General features: G+C 68.0%; 14 protein-coding genes. 3 read left to right on the top strand and 11 right to left on the bottom strand.

The features are described from left to right. Positions 1–16: 16 nt before the first annotated feature. The 3 genes from dnaE to VFE83_RS16520 form a co-directional block, all read right to left on the bottom strand. Positions 17–3,544: a DNA polymerase III subunit alpha gene (dnaE, locus tag VFE83_RS16530; protein ID WP_324908159.1), complete on the bottom strand. Its 3,528-nt coding sequence runs from the start codon at positions 3,542–3,544 to the stop codon at positions 17–19. Between the two features lie 283 nt (positions 3,545–3,827). After that, positions 3,828–4,454: a hypothetical protein gene (locus VFE83_RS16525; RefSeq protein WP_324908157.1), complete on the bottom strand. Its 627-nt coding sequence runs from the start codon at positions 4,452–4,454 to the stop codon at positions 3,828–3,830. A 218-nt stretch (positions 4,455–4,672) separates the two neighbouring features. Continuing rightward, the gene (locus tag VFE83_RS16520; protein ID WP_324908155.1) at positions 4,673–5,314 is read right to left on the bottom strand and encodes a YkvA family protein; all 642 of its coding nucleotides are present in this window, start codon (positions 5,312–5,314) and stop codon (positions 4,673–4,675) included. A gap of 140 nt (positions 5,315–5,454) precedes the next feature. Between VFE83_RS16520 and VFE83_RS16515 the strand changes: the two genes are divergently transcribed. The 3 genes from VFE83_RS16515 to VFE83_RS16505 all read left to right on the top strand — a co-directional run bounded on the left by VFE83_RS16515 (position 5,455) and on the right by VFE83_RS16505 (position 8,204). Further along, positions 5,455–7,626 carry a winged helix-turn-helix domain-containing protein gene (locus tag VFE83_RS16515; protein WP_324908254.1) on the top strand — a complete coding sequence of 724 codons (2,172 nt, stop codon included), beginning with the start codon at positions 5,455–5,457 and terminating at the stop codon, positions 7,624–7,626. 62 nt (positions 7,627–7,688) lie between these two features. Then, a complete protein-coding gene (locus tag VFE83_RS16510; protein WP_324908153.1) occupies positions 7,689–7,964 on the top strand; it encodes a hypothetical protein in 276 nt (91 codons plus the stop codon). A gap of 96 nt (positions 7,965–8,060) precedes the next feature. Next, positions 8,061–8,204, top strand: coding sequence for a hypothetical protein (locus VFE83_RS16505; protein WP_324908151.1), 144 nt, complete (start codon positions 8,061–8,063; stop codon positions 8,202–8,204). Between the two features lie 39 nt (positions 8,205–8,243). Here the strand turns inward: VFE83_RS16505 and VFE83_RS16500 are convergent, their stop codons facing one another. From VFE83_RS16500 to VFE83_RS16465, 8 genes are all read right to left on the bottom strand, one after another. Then, complete coding sequence (locus tag VFE83_RS16500; protein WP_324908252.1) at positions 8,244–8,897, bottom strand: ribonuclease HII; 654 nt, start codon at positions 8,895–8,897, stop codon at positions 8,244–8,246. Positions 8,898–8,907: 10 nt separating this feature from the next. Continuing rightward, a complete protein-coding gene (lpxB, locus tag VFE83_RS16495; protein WP_324908149.1) occupies positions 8,908–10,098 on the bottom strand; it encodes a lipid-A-disaccharide synthase in 1,191 nt (396 codons plus the stop codon). Between the two features lie 83 nt (positions 10,099–10,181). Continuing rightward, a complete protein-coding gene (gene lpxA, locus VFE83_RS16490; protein WP_324908147.1) occupies positions 10,182–10,967 on the bottom strand; it encodes an acyl-ACP--UDP-N-acetylglucosamine O-acyltransferase in 786 nt (261 codons plus the stop codon). Positions 10,968–10,970: 3 nt separating this feature from the next. Further along, positions 10,971–11,426 (bottom strand): 3-hydroxyacyl-ACP dehydratase FabZ, encoded by a 456-nt coding sequence (gene fabZ / locus VFE83_RS16485; protein WP_324908145.1) that lies wholly within the window; start codon positions 11,424–11,426, stop codon positions 10,971–10,973. Between the two features lie 138 nt (positions 11,427–11,564). Next, positions 11,565–12,575: a UDP-3-O-(3-hydroxymyristoyl)glucosamine N-acyltransferase gene (gene lpxD, locus VFE83_RS16480; protein WP_324908143.1), complete on the bottom strand. Its 1,011-nt coding sequence runs from the start codon at positions 12,573–12,575 to the stop codon at positions 11,565–11,567. Positions 12,576–12,591: 16 nt separating this feature from the next. After that, the gene (bamA, locus tag VFE83_RS16475; RefSeq protein ID WP_324908141.1) at positions 12,592–15,075 is read right to left on the bottom strand and encodes an outer membrane protein assembly factor BamA; all 2,484 of its coding nucleotides are present in this window, start codon (positions 15,073–15,075) and stop codon (positions 12,592–12,594) included. Positions 15,076–15,161: 86 nt separating this feature from the next. Further along, complete coding sequence (gene rseP, locus VFE83_RS16470; RefSeq protein WP_324908139.1) at positions 15,162–16,526, bottom strand: RIP metalloprotease RseP; 1,365 nt, start codon at positions 16,524–16,526, stop codon at positions 15,162–15,164. 24 nt (positions 16,527–16,550) lie between these two features. After that, positions 16,551–17,717, bottom strand: a complete 1,167-nt coding sequence (locus VFE83_RS16465) for a 1-deoxy-D-xylulose-5-phosphate reductoisomerase (RefSeq protein WP_324908137.1) — start codon at positions 17,715–17,717, stop codon at positions 16,551–16,553.

Genomic DNA, 17,717 nt, shown 5'->3' with positions numbered 1-17,717 from the left:
GGCTACCGAAGCGGAATCACTTCGCCCAGGGCTTCGACAAAGCCAGCCGCACGTTGCGCACGCCCGGCATCGCGCGCAGGCGCGACGGCAGTTCCGCATCGGCCCGGATCGACTGCGTGCCGTTGAGGTCCAGCGAGCCGGCGGCGCCGTGCTTGACCAGCAGATCCAGCCGGATTGGCGTGGGGCCGGGGCGGTGCGTGGCCAGCAGCGCATCCACGCGCTGCATCGTGCCGGGCTCGCGCAGGTCCAGCCGCAACGACAGGCGTTGCGCGTGCTTCTCGCAGATCTGCTCGTAGCTCCAGCAGCGCGATGCGCGCAACGCGAAGCCGCCGCTGAAACTGTCCTCGCGCAGGCCGCCCTGGATCACCAGCAGGCGGTCGCGCACCAGCAGCGGCGCGTAGTCGTTGTAGGTCTCGGCGAAGAACGCGCACTCCAGGCGGCCGCGGCCGTCCTCGATCTGCACGAACATCTGGCTGTCGCCCTTCTTGCGCAGGCCGACGACCAGGCCGGCTACCACGGTTTCCACTTCCTGGCGCCAGCTGCCGCGCTGCTCCGGACGGTTCTCCCAGATCTTCTCCAGACCGGACAGATCGTTGCCGATGAGGCCGCGCACTTCCTCGCGATATGGATCGAACGGGTGGCCGCTGAGGTAATGGCCCAGCGTTTCGCGCTCGCCGTTGAGGATCTGCGTCAGCGGCCACTCGTCGGACTCGGGCAGGTCCAGGTGCAGCGCAGGCGCCGCCGTTTCGAAGCCGCCGAACAGCGACACCTGGCCGGCCTCGCGCTCCTTGGCCAGCTGGTCGGTGGCCTTGATGACCTCGGGCACCTGCAGCATCAGGCTTGCGCGGTTTCGGCCGAGCCCGTCCAGCGCGCCGGCCTGGATCAGCGCCTCGAGCGCGCGACGGTTGAGCTTGCCGCCATCGACGCGGCGGCAGAAATCCAGCAGGTCGGCGAACTCGCCACCGCTGCGACGCGCCTCGACGATCGCCTCGCACACGCCGCGGCCGACACCCTTCACCGCGCCCAGCCCATAGCGGACGGTCGTCGGCGCGATCGCCTCGAACATGTACACCGAATGGTTGACGTGCGGAGGCAGCACGTCCAGCCCCATCACCCGCGATTCGTCTAGGAAGTTGACCACCTTGTCGGTGTTGTCCATGTCCGACGAACACGTCGCCGCCATGAACTCCGCCGGGTAGTGCACCTTCAGCCATGCGGTCTGGTAGGCCACCAGCGCATAGGCGGCCGAGTGCGACTTGTTGAAGCCGTACTCGGCGAACTTCTCCATCAAGTCGAAGATTTCCGTCGCCAGCTTCGCGTCGATGCCGCGCTCTGCGCAGCCGGCCTCGAACTTGGCGCGTTCCTTCGCCATCTCCTCGGGCTTCTTCTTGCCCATCGCGCGACGCAGCATGTCGGCGCCGCCCAGCGAATAGCCGGCCAGCACCTGCGCGATCTGCATCACCTGTTCCTGGTACACGATGACGCCATAGGTCGGCGCCAGCACGGGTTCCAGCAACGGATGCGGGTAGGTCACTTCGGTGTGACCGTGCTTGCGATCGACCCATTCGCGATCCATCCCCGAACCCAGCGGGCCGGGACGGAACAGCGCGGCCAGCGCGATGATGTCCTCGAAGGTGTCGGGCCTGGCGCGCTTGAGCAGCTCGCGCATGCCGCGCGATTCGAACTGGAACACCGCGACGGTGTCGCCGCGCGCGAACAGCTCGTAGCTGGGCTTGTCGTCCAGCGCCAGTGCGGTGATGTCGAACGGCGCCTCGCCGCTCGCGCGTCGCCGCTTGTTGATGGCCTTGACCGCCCAGTCGATGATCGTGAGCGTGCGCAGGCCCAGGAAGTCGAACTTCACCAGGCCGACGGCTTCGACGTCGTCCTTGTCGAACTGCGTGACCGGGTTGCGGCCGCGGCCTTCGCCATCGTGTTCGGCGAACAGCGGGCAGAAGTCCGACAGCGGCGACGGCGCGATCACCACGCCGCCGGCGTGCTTGCCGGCGTTTCGGGTCAGGTCTTCCAGGCTGCGCGCCAGGTCCAGCAGATCGCGCACGTCCTCTTCGGCGTGGTAGCGCTGGATCAGTTCGGGTGAAGCGAGCGAGGTGTCCTTGCGCGCTGCGTCCGATTCGCCCAGCGCGTCGTCCAGGCTGATGCCCAGCGTGTTGGGGATCAGCTTGGCGATGCCATCGACGAAGCCGTACGGATGGCCCAGCACGCGGCCGGAGTCGCGCACCACGGCCTTCGCGGCCATGGTGCCGTAGGTGATGATCTGTGAGACACGGTCGCGCCCGTACTTGCGCGCGACGTAGTCGATGACCTCGTCGCGACGGTCCATGCAGAAGTCGATGTCGAAGTCGGGCATCGACACGCGTTCGGGATTGAGGAACCGCTCGAACAGCAGGTCGTACGGCAGCGGGTCCAGGTCGGTGATGCCCAGGGCCCACGCCACCAGCGAGCCCGCACCCGAACCACGGCCAGGACCGACCGGGATGTCGTGGTCCTTGGCCCAGTTGATGAAGTCCGCCACGATCAGGAAGTAACCGGGGAACCCCATCTTGATGATGACGTCCAGCTCGATTTCCAGTCGCGCGTCGTAGTCCTCGCGCGTCTTGCCCGGCGCCAGCGGATTCTTTTCCAGCCGCTTGGCCAGGCCCTCGCGCGCCGTGCCGCGCAGCCAGCTCTCGATGGTGTGTTCGCTGGGAACGGGGAACGCCGGCAGCGCGTATTCGCCGAGCTTCATCTCGACGTTGCAGCGCATCGCCAGCGACACGGCGTTGTCGATCGCGTCGGGCACGTCCGCGAACAGCGCCTGCATGTCTTCGGACGACTTCACGAACTGCTCGGCGCTGTAGTCCTTCGGACGCTTGGGATCGTCCAGCACGCGGCCGGAGGCGATGCACACGCGCGCCTCGTGCGCTTCGAAGCCCTCGGCATCGAGGAAGCGCACGTCGTTGCTGGCGATCACCGGCAGCGAGCGCGCGGCCGCCGCGTGCAGCGCGAACGAATTGAATACTTCCTCGCCGTCGCGACCGGTGCGGGTGAGCTCCAGGTGCAGGCGCTCGCCGAACACACCGCGCCAGTCCATCAGCCAGGCTTCGGCGAGTTCGTGCCGATTGCCGACGGCCAGGCGGCCGGCCAGGCTGTGGCGTCCGGCCAGCGCGAACAGGCCTGCATTGTCATCGCGTAGCCATTCCGGCCGCAGCGCGACGCCTTCGGTGCGATGGCCTTCCATCCACGCGCGCGTGAGCAGCCGCGACAGCGTCAGGTAGCCGTTGCGGTCGCGGCACAGCAGCGTCATGCGCGACGCCGCTTCATTGCCGTCGGCCAGCCCGATGTCCGCGCCGATGATCGGCTTGATGCCGGCGCCTTCGGCCGCCTTGTAGAACTTCACCGTCGCGAACAGGTTGTCGAGATCGGTGACCGCGACCGCGGGCTGCGAAAGCGCCACGCAGCGCTTCACCAGCTCGCCGATGCGGATCGTCGAGTCGGCGAGCGAGTATTCGCTGTGCAGGTGAAGGTGGACGAAAGGGACTGCGGACATGCGGAGGGCAGGGTAACAGTCCGGTGACGCGCGATGCAGTCTTGACGCCGGGGTCGGGGGGCGAATCGAGGGCTATGCGGTACAGCTACCCGGGACGCGCGGCCCTGGCGAGCGAACGCCCATGCCGGGAAGCTGTCCTCCCCGCGCAGGCGGGGCTCCATCTGTCCGGCGTGGCCTGCTCTCCGGAAACCCGGACCCGGGAAGATGGGTCCCCGCCTGCGCGGGGATGACGGCACTAAGCAGCCCGCCTTCCGAATCACGATCACGAACCACAGCCGCGGTTTCAGGACACCCGGAACAGCGTGCGTGGCAGATTCCACGGCGCGTAATGCTGCTCGCGCACCCACAGCATGTGCTGCCACAGCGCCAGTTCATCCATGCGGTCGCGAACCCAGGCCGCGCGCCGCTCCGGCGCGGCGCCGGCCGGATGCTGCATCTGGCGGTAGGCGCAGTAGTCGCGATAGTCCTCGGCCTCGTCGGCGAAGGCCGGCCAGGCCAGTTCGATCAGCAGCACGTCGTCCAGTTGCCCCAGCAGCGGCGTGCGGTCGGCGATCAGGTCGTCCTCGCGATCGATGTACGCCAGCAGTTTGCCGATGCGGGCGCGCGCGGCTTCGTCGATGTCCCAATCCTCGTCGGCGAGCATCGCGCGCAGCTCCTGCACGCGGCGCAGGCGGGTATCGATGACCTCGTGCGCCTCGCCGCTGGGCAGCGCGATCAGCCACGCCGCCAGTTGCTGCAGACGGTCGGCGTCCACGCGCGGTGCGTCGGCATGGATCTCGTGCAGCAACTGGTCGAACTGGACCACGGCCGCATCCGCCAGCGGGATCGACCCGGCGCTGTCGCGCGCGGCCATGCCGCTGTACATGTGATCGAAGGGAAGCGGTTGCGCAGTGGGGGTGGGATGGAACATGCGCATGGCACACCTCGCTTGCCGGCCGGTGTGGTCGGACCCGCGCGGCGGCCGGCGCTGCGCGCGAGCCGTGGTCGCTCCGGCGTTGCGGAACGTGATGCCATGATGCGCCTGCATTGCGGAAATGTCTTGCCGGACAAGGCGCGTATTCATGCTCCAGACGCGGGGGAGGCCGTCCCGATGGGACGGCCTCCCGCAGGTGGCCATGCTCGATGGCCTCAATGGATGCGGAACATCGGCGCCGCGGTGGGCAGGTAGCTGCTTTCGCGGATGCGGCGTTCGTGCTGCGCCAGCACCGCCTCCTCGTAGCGGACTTCATCCCAGTCCGAGCGCGTGAAGGCGAAGCCGGTCACGTCCACGCCACGGCGGCGGGCTTCGCGGCTGCGCAGCCGGACGTAGTCGCGGTAGTCGGCCACCTCGCCGGCCAGTTTCGGCCAGGCGGTCTCCACCACGATGGCGTCGTCCAGGCGACCCACGCGCGGCAGCCAGTCGGGGATCAGGTCGTCATGGCTGCGGGCGTACTCGACGATGGCCGCGGCGGTGTCGACGGTTTCATTCGCCGGCTGCCAGTGGCGGTCGCCGAGCAACTGCTCCACCGCGGCGATCCAGCGCAGTCGCTGGCGGATGCAAGGCGCCGCGGCCTCGCTGCGCCCGGGCCGGGACAGCTCACGACCGGCGGAGGCCAGCTGGTCGCTTTCCACTGCCTTGCGGGCGCCGATGCGTTCGAGCAGTCGGTTGAACCGGTCGACCTCGGGCAGGCTCAGCTGGAAGCCGTTGATGCAGCGGCGACGGGTGGGGCCAGCGAAAGGCACGGCCAGGATGGACGGAAGCGGGCTGGGGCTTGAGAACAGGGCGTTCATGGCGGTCTCCGGAAGGGCTTGGCACCGTTTTTTCCAGTGCCGGGACAGGTTCCGCCGCCCTCCCGCTTGAGTCATGATGGCCGTGCGCGCCTTTCCTCACCGTCCGCTTCGGATGGTGAGGTCGCCATGAGGTTTTGCCGATGGACACCCTCAGGATGGCAGGCCAGGGCGGGCCGACGACCGAGCGCTACCGTTTCGACGACATCGTCGTCGACGCAGCCGCGCACACGCTTTCGCGAAGCGGCTCCGCCCAGACGGTGGAGCCGAAGGCCTTCGCCGTGTTGCTCATCCTGCTGCGCCGCGCTGGCGAACTGGTCGCCCGGGACGAGTTGCTGGACCTGGTCTGGGGCCACCGCCATGTCACCCCGGGCGTCCTGACCCGGGTCATCGCCCAGCTGCGCGCCGCCCTGGGCGATGACTCCCAGCACCCGCGCTACATCCAGACCCAGCACGCGCTGGGGTACCGGTTCATTGGCGAGCTAGCGCCCGTGGCCGAGTCCGCGGCCACCCCCGCGGAGCCGCAGCCCGCTTCGGACGACGCCTCCAAGGTGGAGCCTCCGACCGCGGAACCGGCCGGTCCGCGGCTGCCCGTGCAGGGAGCGACCATCCCGCTTCCGGCCGACGAGGCCGCCAACGAGCTCATTCCCGGCAAACGCGTGGCGCGTCCTCGCAGTCGGGTCTGGCACTGGATCGCGGCGACCGTGGCCGTGGGCGTGTTTGCCCTCGTGTCGTGGTGGCTGCCGCCCCGGGGAACGCTGCCCGGCGCGGTGGAGCCGTCGATTGCGGTGCTGCCGTTCACCACCCTGAGCGACCGCAGTGACGACCGCTACTTCGCGGAAGGTCTGGCGACAGAGCTGCACTCCGCGCTGGCGGGTGTGCGCGGGCTGAAGGTCGCGGCCTGGCTTCCACCCGGCTCCGTGGCCGGGGCAGACGCAAAGGCGCTGGGCGAGCGTCTCGGCGTGGCGACCGTGCTGGACGCCAGCGTGCGGCGCGAGGGCGACCGTGTGCGCATCAGTGCGCGCCTCGCCGATACGCGCAGCGGCTATACCCTGTGGAGCCGCACCTACGAACACGACGTGGCGGATGTCTTCGCCACGCAGAGCGATATCGCGCAGGAAGTCGTGTCCGCCTTGATGGGCGTTCTGCCCGATGCGGGCGAGGGGCTGCGCCGGCGCCTGACACCTACCCGCAACGTCGCCGCGTTCGACTCCTACCTGCGGGGTCTGCAGTCGCTGCTGGGCGGCGAGTCCGACAGCGCCATCGCGTCGTTCCGGAGTGCGCTCAATGACGATAGCGGCTTCGCGCGTGCGCAGGCCGGCATTTGCCAGGCCGAGATCGACCGGTTCGAGAACATGCGCGGCGCGGACGCCTTCGACAACGCGCGCCTGGCCTGCCAGCGTGCGCAGAAGATGGATCCGACCATGGGCGAGGTGAAACTCGCGCTGGGCGACCTGTACCGAGTGCGCGGCGAACTGCGCAAGGCGGCGGAGCTGTACGCCAGCGCGCAGGACGATCCGGAGGTGCGCTCCAACGCACTCGTCGGCCTGGCCGAGATCGAGTCGGTGCAGGGCCATCACGCCCGTTCCATCGAATTGTTCCGCAAGGCACTGGAGGCGAGCCCCGGCAACGCGTACGCGTACAGCACGATGGCGTGGGAGCAATACCTTAACGATGACCTTGACGCGGCGATCGCATCGTCGAAGCGCGCGATCGCGATCCATCCGGAACGCCAGGCGCTGTGGGGCGTTCTCGGCTTCTACCACCTCAACAGGGGCGATACCGCGGAGGCAGAGAAGGCGCTGCGGCGCTCAAACGCACTGGAGCCCAACTACGCCGCTACCGCCAATCTGGGCACGCTGAAATACCAGGCCGGAGACTACGCGGCAGCGGCGACGCTGTACCGGGAGGCGACACAACTCGACCCCGGCGACTTTTATCCGTGGGGTTACCTCGGCGACGCATTGCTTGCCGATCCCGCTGCCGGCCAGGCCAGGGACGCCTTCCGCGAGGCCGCCGACCGCGCGCGCCGCTACGTCGCGATCCGGACCGATGACGCGAAGGCGTACGCCGCCCTTGCCTGGTACCTCACCAATCTGGGCGAGCGTGAAAAAGTGCCCGGCCTGATCAGGCGTGCGGAAGCGCTGGGGACCAACAAGGGCGAGGTCGCGTTGTTCAACGCACAGACCTATGCCGTTCTTGGCGATGCTGCGCGAGCACGGAAAAGCGTGGAAACCGCCAGCGCGAATGGCATCGGCGCCACGCTCATCGACACCAATTTCGTGCTGCGGCGGGCTGGTGTGACCCGGCGGTAAAAACGCGGCCATGCGTCCGTCCGCCGCTTGTGTGCGGAGGACATTCCCCCGAGGAGAGCGAGATGCAACAACACACGCAGACGAATGTCGAACCGCAGACAAACACCGGCAAGCCGCGGGAACCCGTGTTCGAGTTCGACGCAAGCAAGAACGAACTCAGGATCTCCGTGCCCTATGTGCCCGAAGTGCTGTCGGTGACGCTATGGAACCTGCCTGCCGACAGCGGTACTTCGGGTAAGGGTGGTGGTTTCGTCCTCAGTGGTGGGACGGGCACCAAGCCGCCGAAGACGGTGCTGGTGGAGACGAAGGAGTCGGAAGATGACGGATGGCCCCGCTGAGCGCACGTAGCGGGGTGCAGCCGCTGCGGCGGCAGGGGCGGCGTCCCCCGGCGTCCGCCCGACGCCATGGATCAGGGCACCCATGAGGAACGTGACATGAGCAGCACAGAGAAGAAGCCCATTGGCGCGCAGCCACCCGATCCGCTCAAGCCGGACAGCGGCGGCACCGGGACGAAGCCCAGGAAGGAGCAGTCGGTGGGCGGTAGCGGACCGGCCGATGAGGAAGAAGAAGAGGAGTAGGGCACGGATGCGGCGCGACCCATCTGCGCGCCGGCCGGATCACGGTGCCGGCGCGGAGGTGAACATGGCTTCCAGTTGACCGTCTTCTGCCCGTATCGCCATGCGCACCGGTTCGAAACTGCGCCGGTGTTCGGGGCAGGGGCCGTGCTGGCTCAGCGCGGCCAGGTGCACGGGCGTGCTGTAGCCCTTGTGCTGGTCGAAGCCGTACAGCGGCCACTGCTCGTGCAGCCGGCGCATGTAGCGGTCGCGCGACACCTTCGCCAGGATCGAGGCGGCCATGATCGAACGGTCGCGTGCATCGCCGCCGATCCATGCCTCGGCCAGGCAGGGCAGGCTGCGGGGCAGGGCATTGCCGTCCACGCGTGCGACGTCGATCAGGTGGCTCACGCAGGTGATCGCGCGCTGCATGCCGGCCATCGTCGCGTGGTAGATGTTGATGCGGTCGATTTCATCGGACGAGACGAACTCGACGTGCCACGCCACCGCGCGCTCGATGATGCGTTCGTACAGTGTTTCGCGTCGCTCGGGCGTCAGTGCTTTCGAATCGTCCAGGCCGTTGATCGGCGTGCGGCCCGGCGCGAACACCACCGCCGCGACCACCACCGGCCCGGCCAGCGGGCCGCGGCCGGCTTCGTCCACGCCCGCAACGCGCAGCGGCGCGCGATCACTGCGCGCCGTCAGGTCCAACGGCATCTGCGGCACGTCACGTCCCATGATGCGACTCCAGCAGTTCGGCCACGGCGTCCGCCGCGCGTGCGGAGGCGTCCTGGCGCAGTTGCAGGTGCAGTTCGCGGAATTTCGGTTCCAGCTCGGCGGCCGCGCCGGGATCGTGCAGGAAACGCGTGACCGCATCGGCCAGCTTTTCCGGCGTGCAGTCGTGCTGCATCAGTTCCGGCACCACGCGCCCGCCGGCCAGCACGTTAGGTAGCGAGTACGTGTCCACCTTGAGCAGGCCCAGGCCTTTCACCAGCGTGTAGGTCAGCGGAGCGACCTTGTAGGCCACCACCATCGGACGCTTGGCGAGCATCGCTTCCAGCGTCGCGGTGCCGGAGGCCAGCAGGATAACGTCGCTGGCGATCATCAGCGTGCGCGCCTGTCCGGCAATGACGCGCAATCGTGGAGTCAGCGACACGCTGTCCGGATGCGCGGCGAGCACGCGCTGGAACGCCTCGCGCGCGTGCTCGTTCGCCATCGGCACGACGATCTGCAGCGTCGGGTCGCCTGCCAGCAGCCGCGACGCGGTGGAGAGGAAATCCGGCCCCAGCCGCTCGATCTCGCCCACGCGCGATCCCGGCAGCAACGCCAGCACCTTGCGATGCGCGTCCAGCCCAAGCTGCGTGCGTGCGGCCTCTCGATCCGGATCCAGCGGCATCTCGTCGGCCAGCGGATGCCCAACGAAACGCGCATCCACACCGTGTTTCGCGTAGATCGCAGGCTCCATCGGAAACAGGCACAGCACGCGATCCGCGCTACGGCCGATCTTTTCGGCGCGCTTTTCGCGCCAGGCCCATACCGACGGACTCACGTAGTGCACGGTGCGCATGCCGCGCTCGCGCAGCCACTTCTCCATGCCCAGGTTGAAGTCCGGCGCGTCGATGCCAATGTAGACGTCGGGCTGCCACTGCAGCAGGCGCTCGCGGAATTCGCGGCGCAGCCGCAGCAGCCGCGGAAGATGGCGAAGCACCTCGGCCAGCCCCATCACCGCCAGTTCGGACGCGTCGTGCCACGCATCGAGTCCCGCGGCGCGCATGCGATCGCCACCGATGCCGGCGAACTGCGCACCGGGGTAGCGCTTGCGCAGCTCGGCGATCAGGCCGGCGCCGAGCAGGTCGCCGGAGGCTTCGCCCGCGCAGAGCGCGATGCGCGGTCCGGATTGGTCAGGGTGAGTCGACACGCGGGAAGCTTAGCAGTCGGCAGTCGCAGGCCCGCAGGCCTGCGCGGTCGAGGTCCGGGGATTTGGCAGGATGAACGCGACCGTCAGCGCAGCAACGGTCGCTCGCCGGCGTCGATGAATTCGAGCACGGTGCGGACGTCGTCGCTGCCCTCGGCCAGTTCGGCCAGCTTGGCGCGCGACTCCTCAAGCGACGTGCCGGACACATACAGGGCACGGTAGGCGCGCTTGATCGCGCTGATCCGGTCGGCATCGAAACCGCGACGCTTGAGGCCTTCGCTGTTGATGCCGCGCGGGCGGCCGTAACCGTCCTGCGCCACCATCACGAACGGTGGCACGTCGCCGTTGACCAGCGCGCCCATGCCCACGAAGGCGTGCGCGCCGACCCGGCAGAACTGGTGGATGCCGGCAAAGCCGCTGAGGATCACGTGGTCGCCGATGGCGACATGGCCGGCCAGCGTGGCGTTGTTGGAGAACACGCAGTGGTTGCCGACCATGCAGTCGTGCGCGACGTGCGTGTAGGCCAGGAACCAGTTGTCGTCGCCGATGCGCGTGATGCCGCCGCCGGTGCCGGTGCCGCGGTTGATGGTGGTGAACTCGCGGAACAGGTTGCGGTCACCGATTTCCAGCTCAACGCGCTCGCCGCGGAACTTCTTGTCCTGCGGTTCGCCGCCGATGGCGCAATGACCGATGAAGCGGTTCTCGCGGCCGATGCGCGTGGGGCCGTGCACGCTGCAGTGCGGGCCGAACACGGTGCCATCGCCGACTTCGACTTCGTCGCCGATGTAGCAGAACGCGCCCACCTGCACGCCTGCGCCCAGGCGGGCTCCGGCTTCGACGACGGCGCTGGGATGGATGCGGGTCTCGCCCATGGCTCAGCCCTTCGCTTCGGCGCAGACGACCTCGGCGCAGGCGACCTGCTCGCCGTTGACGCTGGCCACGCCGCTGTAGATCGCGACGTTGCGGATCACGCGCTTGAGCGTGACTTCCAGGTCCAGGCGATCGCCCGGCACGACCATCTTGGAGAACTTCGCGTTGTCGATCTTCACCAGGTAGAACAGGCGCCCATCGGCCGTGCTCTGATTCGACAGCTGGGTCAGCACGCCACCGGCCTGCGCTAGGGCTTCGACCACCAGCACGCCCGGCATCACCGGATGGCCCGGGAAATGGCCCTGGAAATAGGGCTCGTTGCAGGTGACGTTCTTGTACGCCAGCACGCGCTTGTGCGGCTCGAACTCGACCACGCGATCGACCAGCAGGAACGGATAGCGATGCGGCAGCAGGGTCTGGATCGTGGTGACGTCGAGGGGCAGTTGCACGTTGTGGCTCATGGAAAGTCCTGGCTTGCGCGTCCACGCGCTTGACGGCCGCCCTTCCTGCGCGGCATTCCGGTGTCGGGCGATGCCCGCGTTGTATCTGCCGAATCGTACCGCGACTGGGATTCCGGCGCCCCCGACGGGGCAGTACGGCTACTCGCCGCGGCCGATCCGGCGGGCAAGGGCGTCCAGCTGCTTGAAGCGGGCGGCGTTCTTGCGCCAGCTGCGGTTGTCCATCAGCGGCGTGCCCGAAGAATACTCGCCGGGCTCGCGAATCGAGCTGGTCACCAGGCTCATCGCCGTGACCACCACCTTGTCGCAGATTTCCAGGTGCCCGACCACGCCTGCGGCACCGCCGATCAGGCAGTAGCGGCCGATGCGCGCGCTTCCGGCGACGGCTGCGCAGCCTGCGATGGCAGTGTGTGCCCCGATGACGACGTTGTGGCCGATCTGGATCAGGTTGTCGAGGCGCACGTCCTCTTCCAGCACCGTGTCCTCGATCGCGCCGCGGTCGATGCAGGTGTTGGCACCGATCTCGCAGTCGTCGCCGATCACCACGCCACCCAGCTGCGGCACGTTGAGCCAGCGCCCGGCCTCCATCGCCAGGCCGAAGCCGGCGGCACCGAGCACTGCGCCCGGATGGATCACCACGCGCTGGCCGAGGCGCACGCGGGTGACCAGCGTCACCCGGGAAATCAGCTCCGCACCGGCGCCGACCACGCAGTCGTCGCCGATGATGCAGCCCGCACCGACGATCGCGCCGGCATCGACACGGCTGCGCGCGCCGATGCTGACGAAGGGGCCGACGTAGGCGGTCGGGTCCACCGTGGCGCTTGGATCGATCACGGCCGACGCATGCACGCCCGGCTCGCGGGCAGGCTTGGGTTCGAACAGCGCGGAGATCTTCGCGAATGCGGCGTAGGGATCGCGGGCGATCAACGCCGTGCCGGTGTAGCCGGCCGCGTCGTCCTCGCGCATCACCACGACCGAGGCCTGGCTCTCGGCCAGCTGTGCACGGTATTTGGGATTGGCCAGGAAGGCGAGCTGTCCACTGCCCGCGCGCGCCAGCGTACCGACGCCTTCCACCCGCGTGGCGCCATCGCCCTGCAGGCGCAGGGCGAAGCGTTCGGCCAGTTCGGCGGCGGTGTGGAGCGGGCCGGTCATTCGCTCGGCCGCAGGATCAGAACGTGCCGCCGAAGGTGAACTGCAGACGCTCGAGCTCGTCGCCTTCCTGGATCAGATTGCCGTTGGCGTCGCGGATCGCGTCTTCCTTCTTGATCGGGAAGGCGTAGCTGATCGAGATCGGGCCCATCGGCGAGCGCCACATCAGCGCGATACCAGTGGAGGCGCGCAGTTCGCCGGCGTCGAACGAGTCGTAGTCCTTGTAGACGTTGCCCACGTCGACGAACGCCGAAACACGCGCGGCCGGCGTGTCGAGCAGGGTCGGGAAATACATTTCCAGCGAACCCACCGTCTTGAACGCGCCGCCGATCGGCTGCGAGTAGGTGCTGCCCGCGAACGGCACGTCGCGCGGACCCAGCGTGTTGTCGGTGAAGCCGCGCACCGAGCGCACGCCACCGGCGTAGAAGTTCTCGAAGAACGGCAGGCCGTCGGCGGTGATGGTGCGCAGGTAGTCGGCATCACCCGGCTGGCAGGCGTAGTTGCCCGGCGTACGGCACAGGTTGCGCGTGACCGAATCGCCGTAGCTGTCGCCGTAACCGAGTTCGGCGCGCGTGTTGAGCACCAGGTGGCGCGACAGCGGCCAGAACTTGGAAATGTTGTAGTTGAGCTTGTAGTACTCGACGGTGGAGCCGGGCAGCGTGGCTTCCAGCCAGACGCGCTGCTGCATGCCGCGCGTCGGCGTCAGGAAGCTGTCGAGCGAATTGCGACCCCAGCCCACTTCCGCGCGCCAGGCGTGGAAGGTCTGCTGGTCCAGCGCCAGGATGTAGTCGACGATGCTCTGCGGCGTGGAGCCCGGGAACACCAGGATCTCGTTGGTGTCGATGCCCAGCATCGCGGTGACCGTGTCGGACTCGGTGATGGGCAGACCGAACACCGCCTGCGCCGCGCCGCTGTTGGTCGAGTACTGCGCGGTGTTGAAGTCGGAGTAGTCGAGTTCGCGCCACCACAGGTTGTAGCCCAGCGACAGTCCGTTGTCGGTGAAGTACGGGTTGCGGAACGAGAAGTCGTAGCGCTGCATGTAGTCGTTGCGCTGCGCCTGCACCGACACCTGGTTGCCGCTGCCCAGGAAGTTGCTCTGCGACAGCTGGATCTGCGCGGTCAGGCCGGACAACTGCGAGAAGCCCAGGCCGAACACGAAGCTGCCGGACGTGGTTTCCTTGAGGTTGTAGACCACGTCGACCTGGTCGCTGGTGCCGGGCACCGGCACGGTCTCGACGTCGACGCTCTCGAAGTAGCCCAGCTGTTGCAGGCGGATCTTCGAGCGGTCGATCGCGGCCTGCGAATACCACGAACCTTCGAACTGGCGCATCTCGCGACGGATCACCTCGTCGCTGGTGCGGCTGTTGCCCTTGTAGGTGATGCGGCGCACGTTGACGCGCGGACCCGGCACGACCTGCATGTTGATGCCGACCGTCTTGTCCTCGCGGTTGACGTCCGGAATCGGATTGACCTGCGCGAACGCGTAGCCGACGTTGCTGAGCGTGGCGGTGATGGCGTCGGAGCTGATTTCCAGCAGGCGGCGCGAGAAGATCTGGTCCGGCTTGACCAGCACCAGGCGCTCGATCTGCTCCTTCGGCAGCACCGTGTCGCCGGTGACCTGCACGCTGGAGACCTTGTACTGGTCGCCTTCGGTCACGCCTGCGGTGATGAACATGTCCTGGCGGTCGGGGCTGATCGCCACCTGGGTCGAATCGACGCTGAAGTCGACGTAACCGCGATCCAGGTACCAGGAGTTGAGCTTTTCCAGGTCGCCCGAGAGCTTCTCGCGCGAGTACTGGTCGTCGCGACGGTACCAGCTCAGCCAGTTGTGCTCGCGCGATTCCCAGGTGTCGAGGATGTCTTCCTCGGGGAACTTCTCGTTGCCGATCAGGTTGACGTGGCGGATCTTGGCCGCCTTGCCTTCCTTGATCGCGATGGTGACGTCGACGCGGTTGCGGTCCAGGCGCGACACCGTCGGGTTGATTTCGACGTTGTACTTGCCGCGGTTGTTGTACTGGCGGGTCAGTTCCTGGGTCACGCGGTCCAGGGCGAGGCGGTCGAAGGTATCGCCTTCGGACAGGCCGGCTTCCTTCAGGCCCTTGAGCAGGTCCTCGGACTTGATGTCCTTGTTGCCGGTCAGGGTGAGCTTGTTGATCGCCGGACGCTCGGCGACGGTCACCACCAGGATGTTGCCCTGGCGGCCGATGTTCACGTCTTCGAAGAAGCCGGTCTTGTACAGCGCGCGGATCGCCTCGCCCACGCGCGAGGCGTCGATGGTGTCGCCGCGTTCGATCGGGAGGTAGGTGAACACCGTACCGGCGGAAATGCGCTGCAGGCCGTCGATGCGGATGTCGCCCACGGTGAACGAACCCACCGGCGCCGTCTCGGGTGCGCCCGCCAGCGCGAACGGATCGACCGACTGCGCCAGCGCGGGCAGGGTGGTCGTGCCCATTGCCGCGACGAGGGCGAGGGCAAGCAGGCGGCGAGAAGGGGTTCGCGTCATCATTGCGTCCGGTTGAGGGTCGTTGTGGCCCGGAGCCGGGCATCGGGTCGAGGCGGAGGCGAGTCTGCGCAAGCAGGGGTCCGGCATCAGCGCACCAGGTTGTTCATGATGTCGTTGTAGAACGCCAGCCCCATCAAGGCGGCGATCAGTGCCAGGCCCACGTATTGCCCGGCCGCCATCGCGCGCTCGCTGACCGGGCTGCCTTTGACCAGCTCGATAAGGTAATACAGCAAGTGACCGCCGTCCAAGATTGGGATCGGCAGCAGGTTCAGGATGCCCAGGCTCAGCGACAGCAGCGCCAGCATCTGCAGGAACCAGGCGGCGCCATGCTGCGCATAAGCGTTGGCCGCGCGCGCGATGGTGATGGGGCCGGCGACGGTGTTGTTGACCGAGACGCGGCCGCTGAAGGCGCGCCCGATCATCGCGAACAGTTCGCTGGCCTGGTGCACGCTTTCGCGCACGGCGGCGGGTACCGCCTCGATGGGGCCGTGGCGCAGCACGGCGTCCTTCGCAGGCGCCTGCGCGCGGGCCGGGCGCACGCCCAGCGCCCAGTAGTCGCCGCCGGTCTGCGTGTCCTTCGTCTGGCGCGGCGTGATCTCCAGCGCCAGGCGATCGCCCTTGCGCTCCACTTCCACCATGCCGCTGCCGCCGCGCTCACCGAGCTTCTGCACGAGCGGCGGGATGTCGTCCCACGCGGTCACCGGCAGGCCGTCGATCGCGGTGATGCGGTCGCCTTCGGCCAGCACGCCCCACGCCGCCGAGTCCGGGGCGACGAAACCTACCTGCGCCGGAGCGAGCAGGTGTCGTGGCGTCAGGCCGATGATCTCGACCGCGCGTCGTTCGTCGAACTCCTCCGGCAACTGCGACAGCGGCAGGCGGCGCGTCAGTTCGTCGCCCGCGGCCGTACGCACCCGCAGCGGCGTGTCGGCGTGGTCGAGTGCGGCAGGTACCAGCGCCAACTGCACTTCGCTCCAGGTCGGCGTCTCGCGATCGCCGACCGACAACAGCGTGTCGCCGGGATGCAGGCCGGCTTGCGCGGCGACGCCCTGCACATGGCCGACGACGGGAGCGAAGTCCGGCCGTCCGATCACGAACATCGCCCAGAACAGCGCGACGCACAGGAAGAGGTTGGCCAACGGGCCGGCGATCACGATCGCGATGCGCTTCCACACCGACTGCCGATTGAACGCCTGCGCTGCGAGATGCTCGGGAACGTCGCCTTCGCGCTCGTCCAGCATCTTGACGTATCCGCCCAGCGGAATCGCTGCGACGACATACTCTGTGCCGTCCTTGCCACGGCGCATCCACAGTGGCTTGCCGAAGCCGACAGAGAAGCGCAGCACCTTGACGCCGCAGCGGCGCGCGACCCAGTAATGGCCGAACTCGTGGAAGGTGACCAGCACGCCCAGCGCGACGATCAACCACCAGATGGAGCCGAGGATCTCACTCATGACGATATTGGCTCGGGTGGCGGGTCATGCGCGGGCAGCGACGAACTGGTCGGCATGGCGTCGTGCCCGGACATCGGCATCGCGCAGGGCCGCCAGCGACGTCGCCGGGGTGGTGGGGAACGCGGCGAGGGTGTCCTCGACCAGCGCGGGTATCGCTAGGAAACCGATGCGGCGCTGAAGAAACGCTGAAACCGCCACTTCGTTGGCGGCATTTAGCACCGCCGGTGCCGTCCCGCCCGCGACCAGGGCCTCGAAGGCCAAGCGCAGGCAGGGGAAGGCATCCAGATCCGGCGCCTCGAAATCCAGTCGGCCGTGCGCCAGCATGTCGAGCCCGCCGACTCCCGAAACGATGCGTTCCGGCCAGCCGAAGCCGACGGCCAGCGCGGTGCGCATGTCCGGCAGGCCGAGCTGGGCGAGGGTGGAACCGTCGACGAATTCGACCAGCGAATGCACCAGGCTCTGCGGATGCACCAGTACCTGGATGCGGTCCGCGCCGACGCCAAACAGATGGTGCGCCTCGATGACCTCGAGGCCCTTGTTCATCAGCGTGGCTGAATCGACCGAGATCTTCGGGCCCATCGACCACTTCGGATGGGCAACGGCCTGCTCGGGCGTGACGTCCGCCAGGTCGTCGCGCCGGCGACCGCGAAACGGGCCGCCCGACGCCGTCAGCAGGATGCGCTTGAGCCCTGCCACGGCGTGCGCATCGGGCAGACACTGGAAAATGGCATTGTGCTCGCTGTCGACCGGCACGATGGTCGCGCCATTGGCGTGCGCGGCCTGCATCAGCAGCTCGCCCGCAAGCACCAGCGATTCCTTGTTGGCCAGCAGGATGCGCTTGCCGGCATTCGCGGCCGCGAGCGTGGACGGCAGTCCCGCCGCACCGACGATGGCGGCGACGACGGTGTCGCAGGCGTCGCTGGAGACCAAGGCTTCGAGCGCGTCGTCTCCGCAATGCGCCTGCGTGGACAAGCCGGCGTCCCGCAATCCGTCACGCAGCGCGGCAAACCCGTTGATGTCGGCGATCACCGCATGATCCGGCGTGTGCCGGCGGCACAGTTCGAGCAGCGCAGCGACATTGCTGCCCGCGGCGAGCACGCTCGCGCGCAGGCGGTCGGGATGACGCGCGACGACGTCCAGCGCCGATGCGCCGATCGAACCCGTGGCACCCAGTACGGCGACGCGACGCAT

The sequence above is a fragment of the Lysobacter sp. genome (genome assembly GCF_035655815.1).
Lineage (GTDB): Bacteria > Pseudomonadota > Gammaproteobacteria > Xanthomonadales > Xanthomonadaceae > Lysobacter_J.
This window is presented reverse-complemented; position numbering and strand designations above follow the sequence as displayed.

Excerpts from the sequence above, each read along its gene's own strand:
- dnaE (WP_324908159.1), bottom strand. The coding sequence starts at position 3,544 with ATGTCCGCAGTCCCTTTCGTCCACCTTCACCTGCACAGCGAATACTCG.
- VFE83_RS16525 (WP_324908157.1), bottom strand. The coding sequence starts at position 4,454 with ATGTTCCATCCCACCCCCACTGCGCAACCGCTTCCCTTCGATCACATG.
- VFE83_RS16520 (WP_324908155.1), bottom strand. The coding sequence starts at position 5,314 with ATGAACGCCCTGTTCTCAAGCCCCAGCCCGCTTCCGTCCATCCTGGCC.
- VFE83_RS16515 (WP_324908254.1), top strand. The coding sequence starts at position 5,455 with ATGGACACCCTCAGGATGGCAGGCCAGGGCGGGCCGACGACCGAGCGC.
- VFE83_RS16510 (WP_324908153.1), top strand. The coding sequence starts at position 7,689 with ATGCAACAACACACGCAGACGAATGTCGAACCGCAGACAAACACCGGC.
- VFE83_RS16505 (WP_324908151.1), top strand. The coding sequence starts at position 8,061 with ATGAGCAGCACAGAGAAGAAGCCCATTGGCGCGCAGCCACCCGATCCG.
- VFE83_RS16500 (WP_324908252.1), bottom strand. The coding sequence starts at position 8,897 with ATGCCGTTGGACCTGACGGCGCGCAGTGATCGCGCGCCGCTGCGCGTT.
- lpxA (WP_324908147.1), bottom strand. The coding sequence starts at position 10,967 with ATGGGCGAGACCCGCATCCATCCCAGCGCCGTCGTCGAAGCCGGAGCC.
- fabZ (WP_324908145.1), bottom strand. The coding sequence starts at position 11,426 with ATGAGCCACAACGTGCAACTGCCCCTCGACGTCACCACGATCCAGACC.
- lpxD (WP_324908143.1), bottom strand. The coding sequence starts at position 12,575 with ATGACCGGCCCGCTCCACACCGCCGCCGAACTGGCCGAACGCTTCGCC.
- bamA (WP_324908141.1), bottom strand. The coding sequence starts at position 15,075 with ATGACGCGAACCCCTTCTCGCCGCCTGCTTGCCCTCGCCCTCGTCGCG.
- rseP (WP_324908139.1), bottom strand. The coding sequence starts at position 16,526 with ATGAGTGAGATCCTCGGCTCCATCTGGTGGTTGATCGTCGCGCTGGGC.
- VFE83_RS16465 (WP_324908137.1), bottom strand. The coding sequence starts at position 17,717 with ATGCGTCGCGTCGCCGTACTGGGTGCCACGGGTTCGATCGGCGCATCG.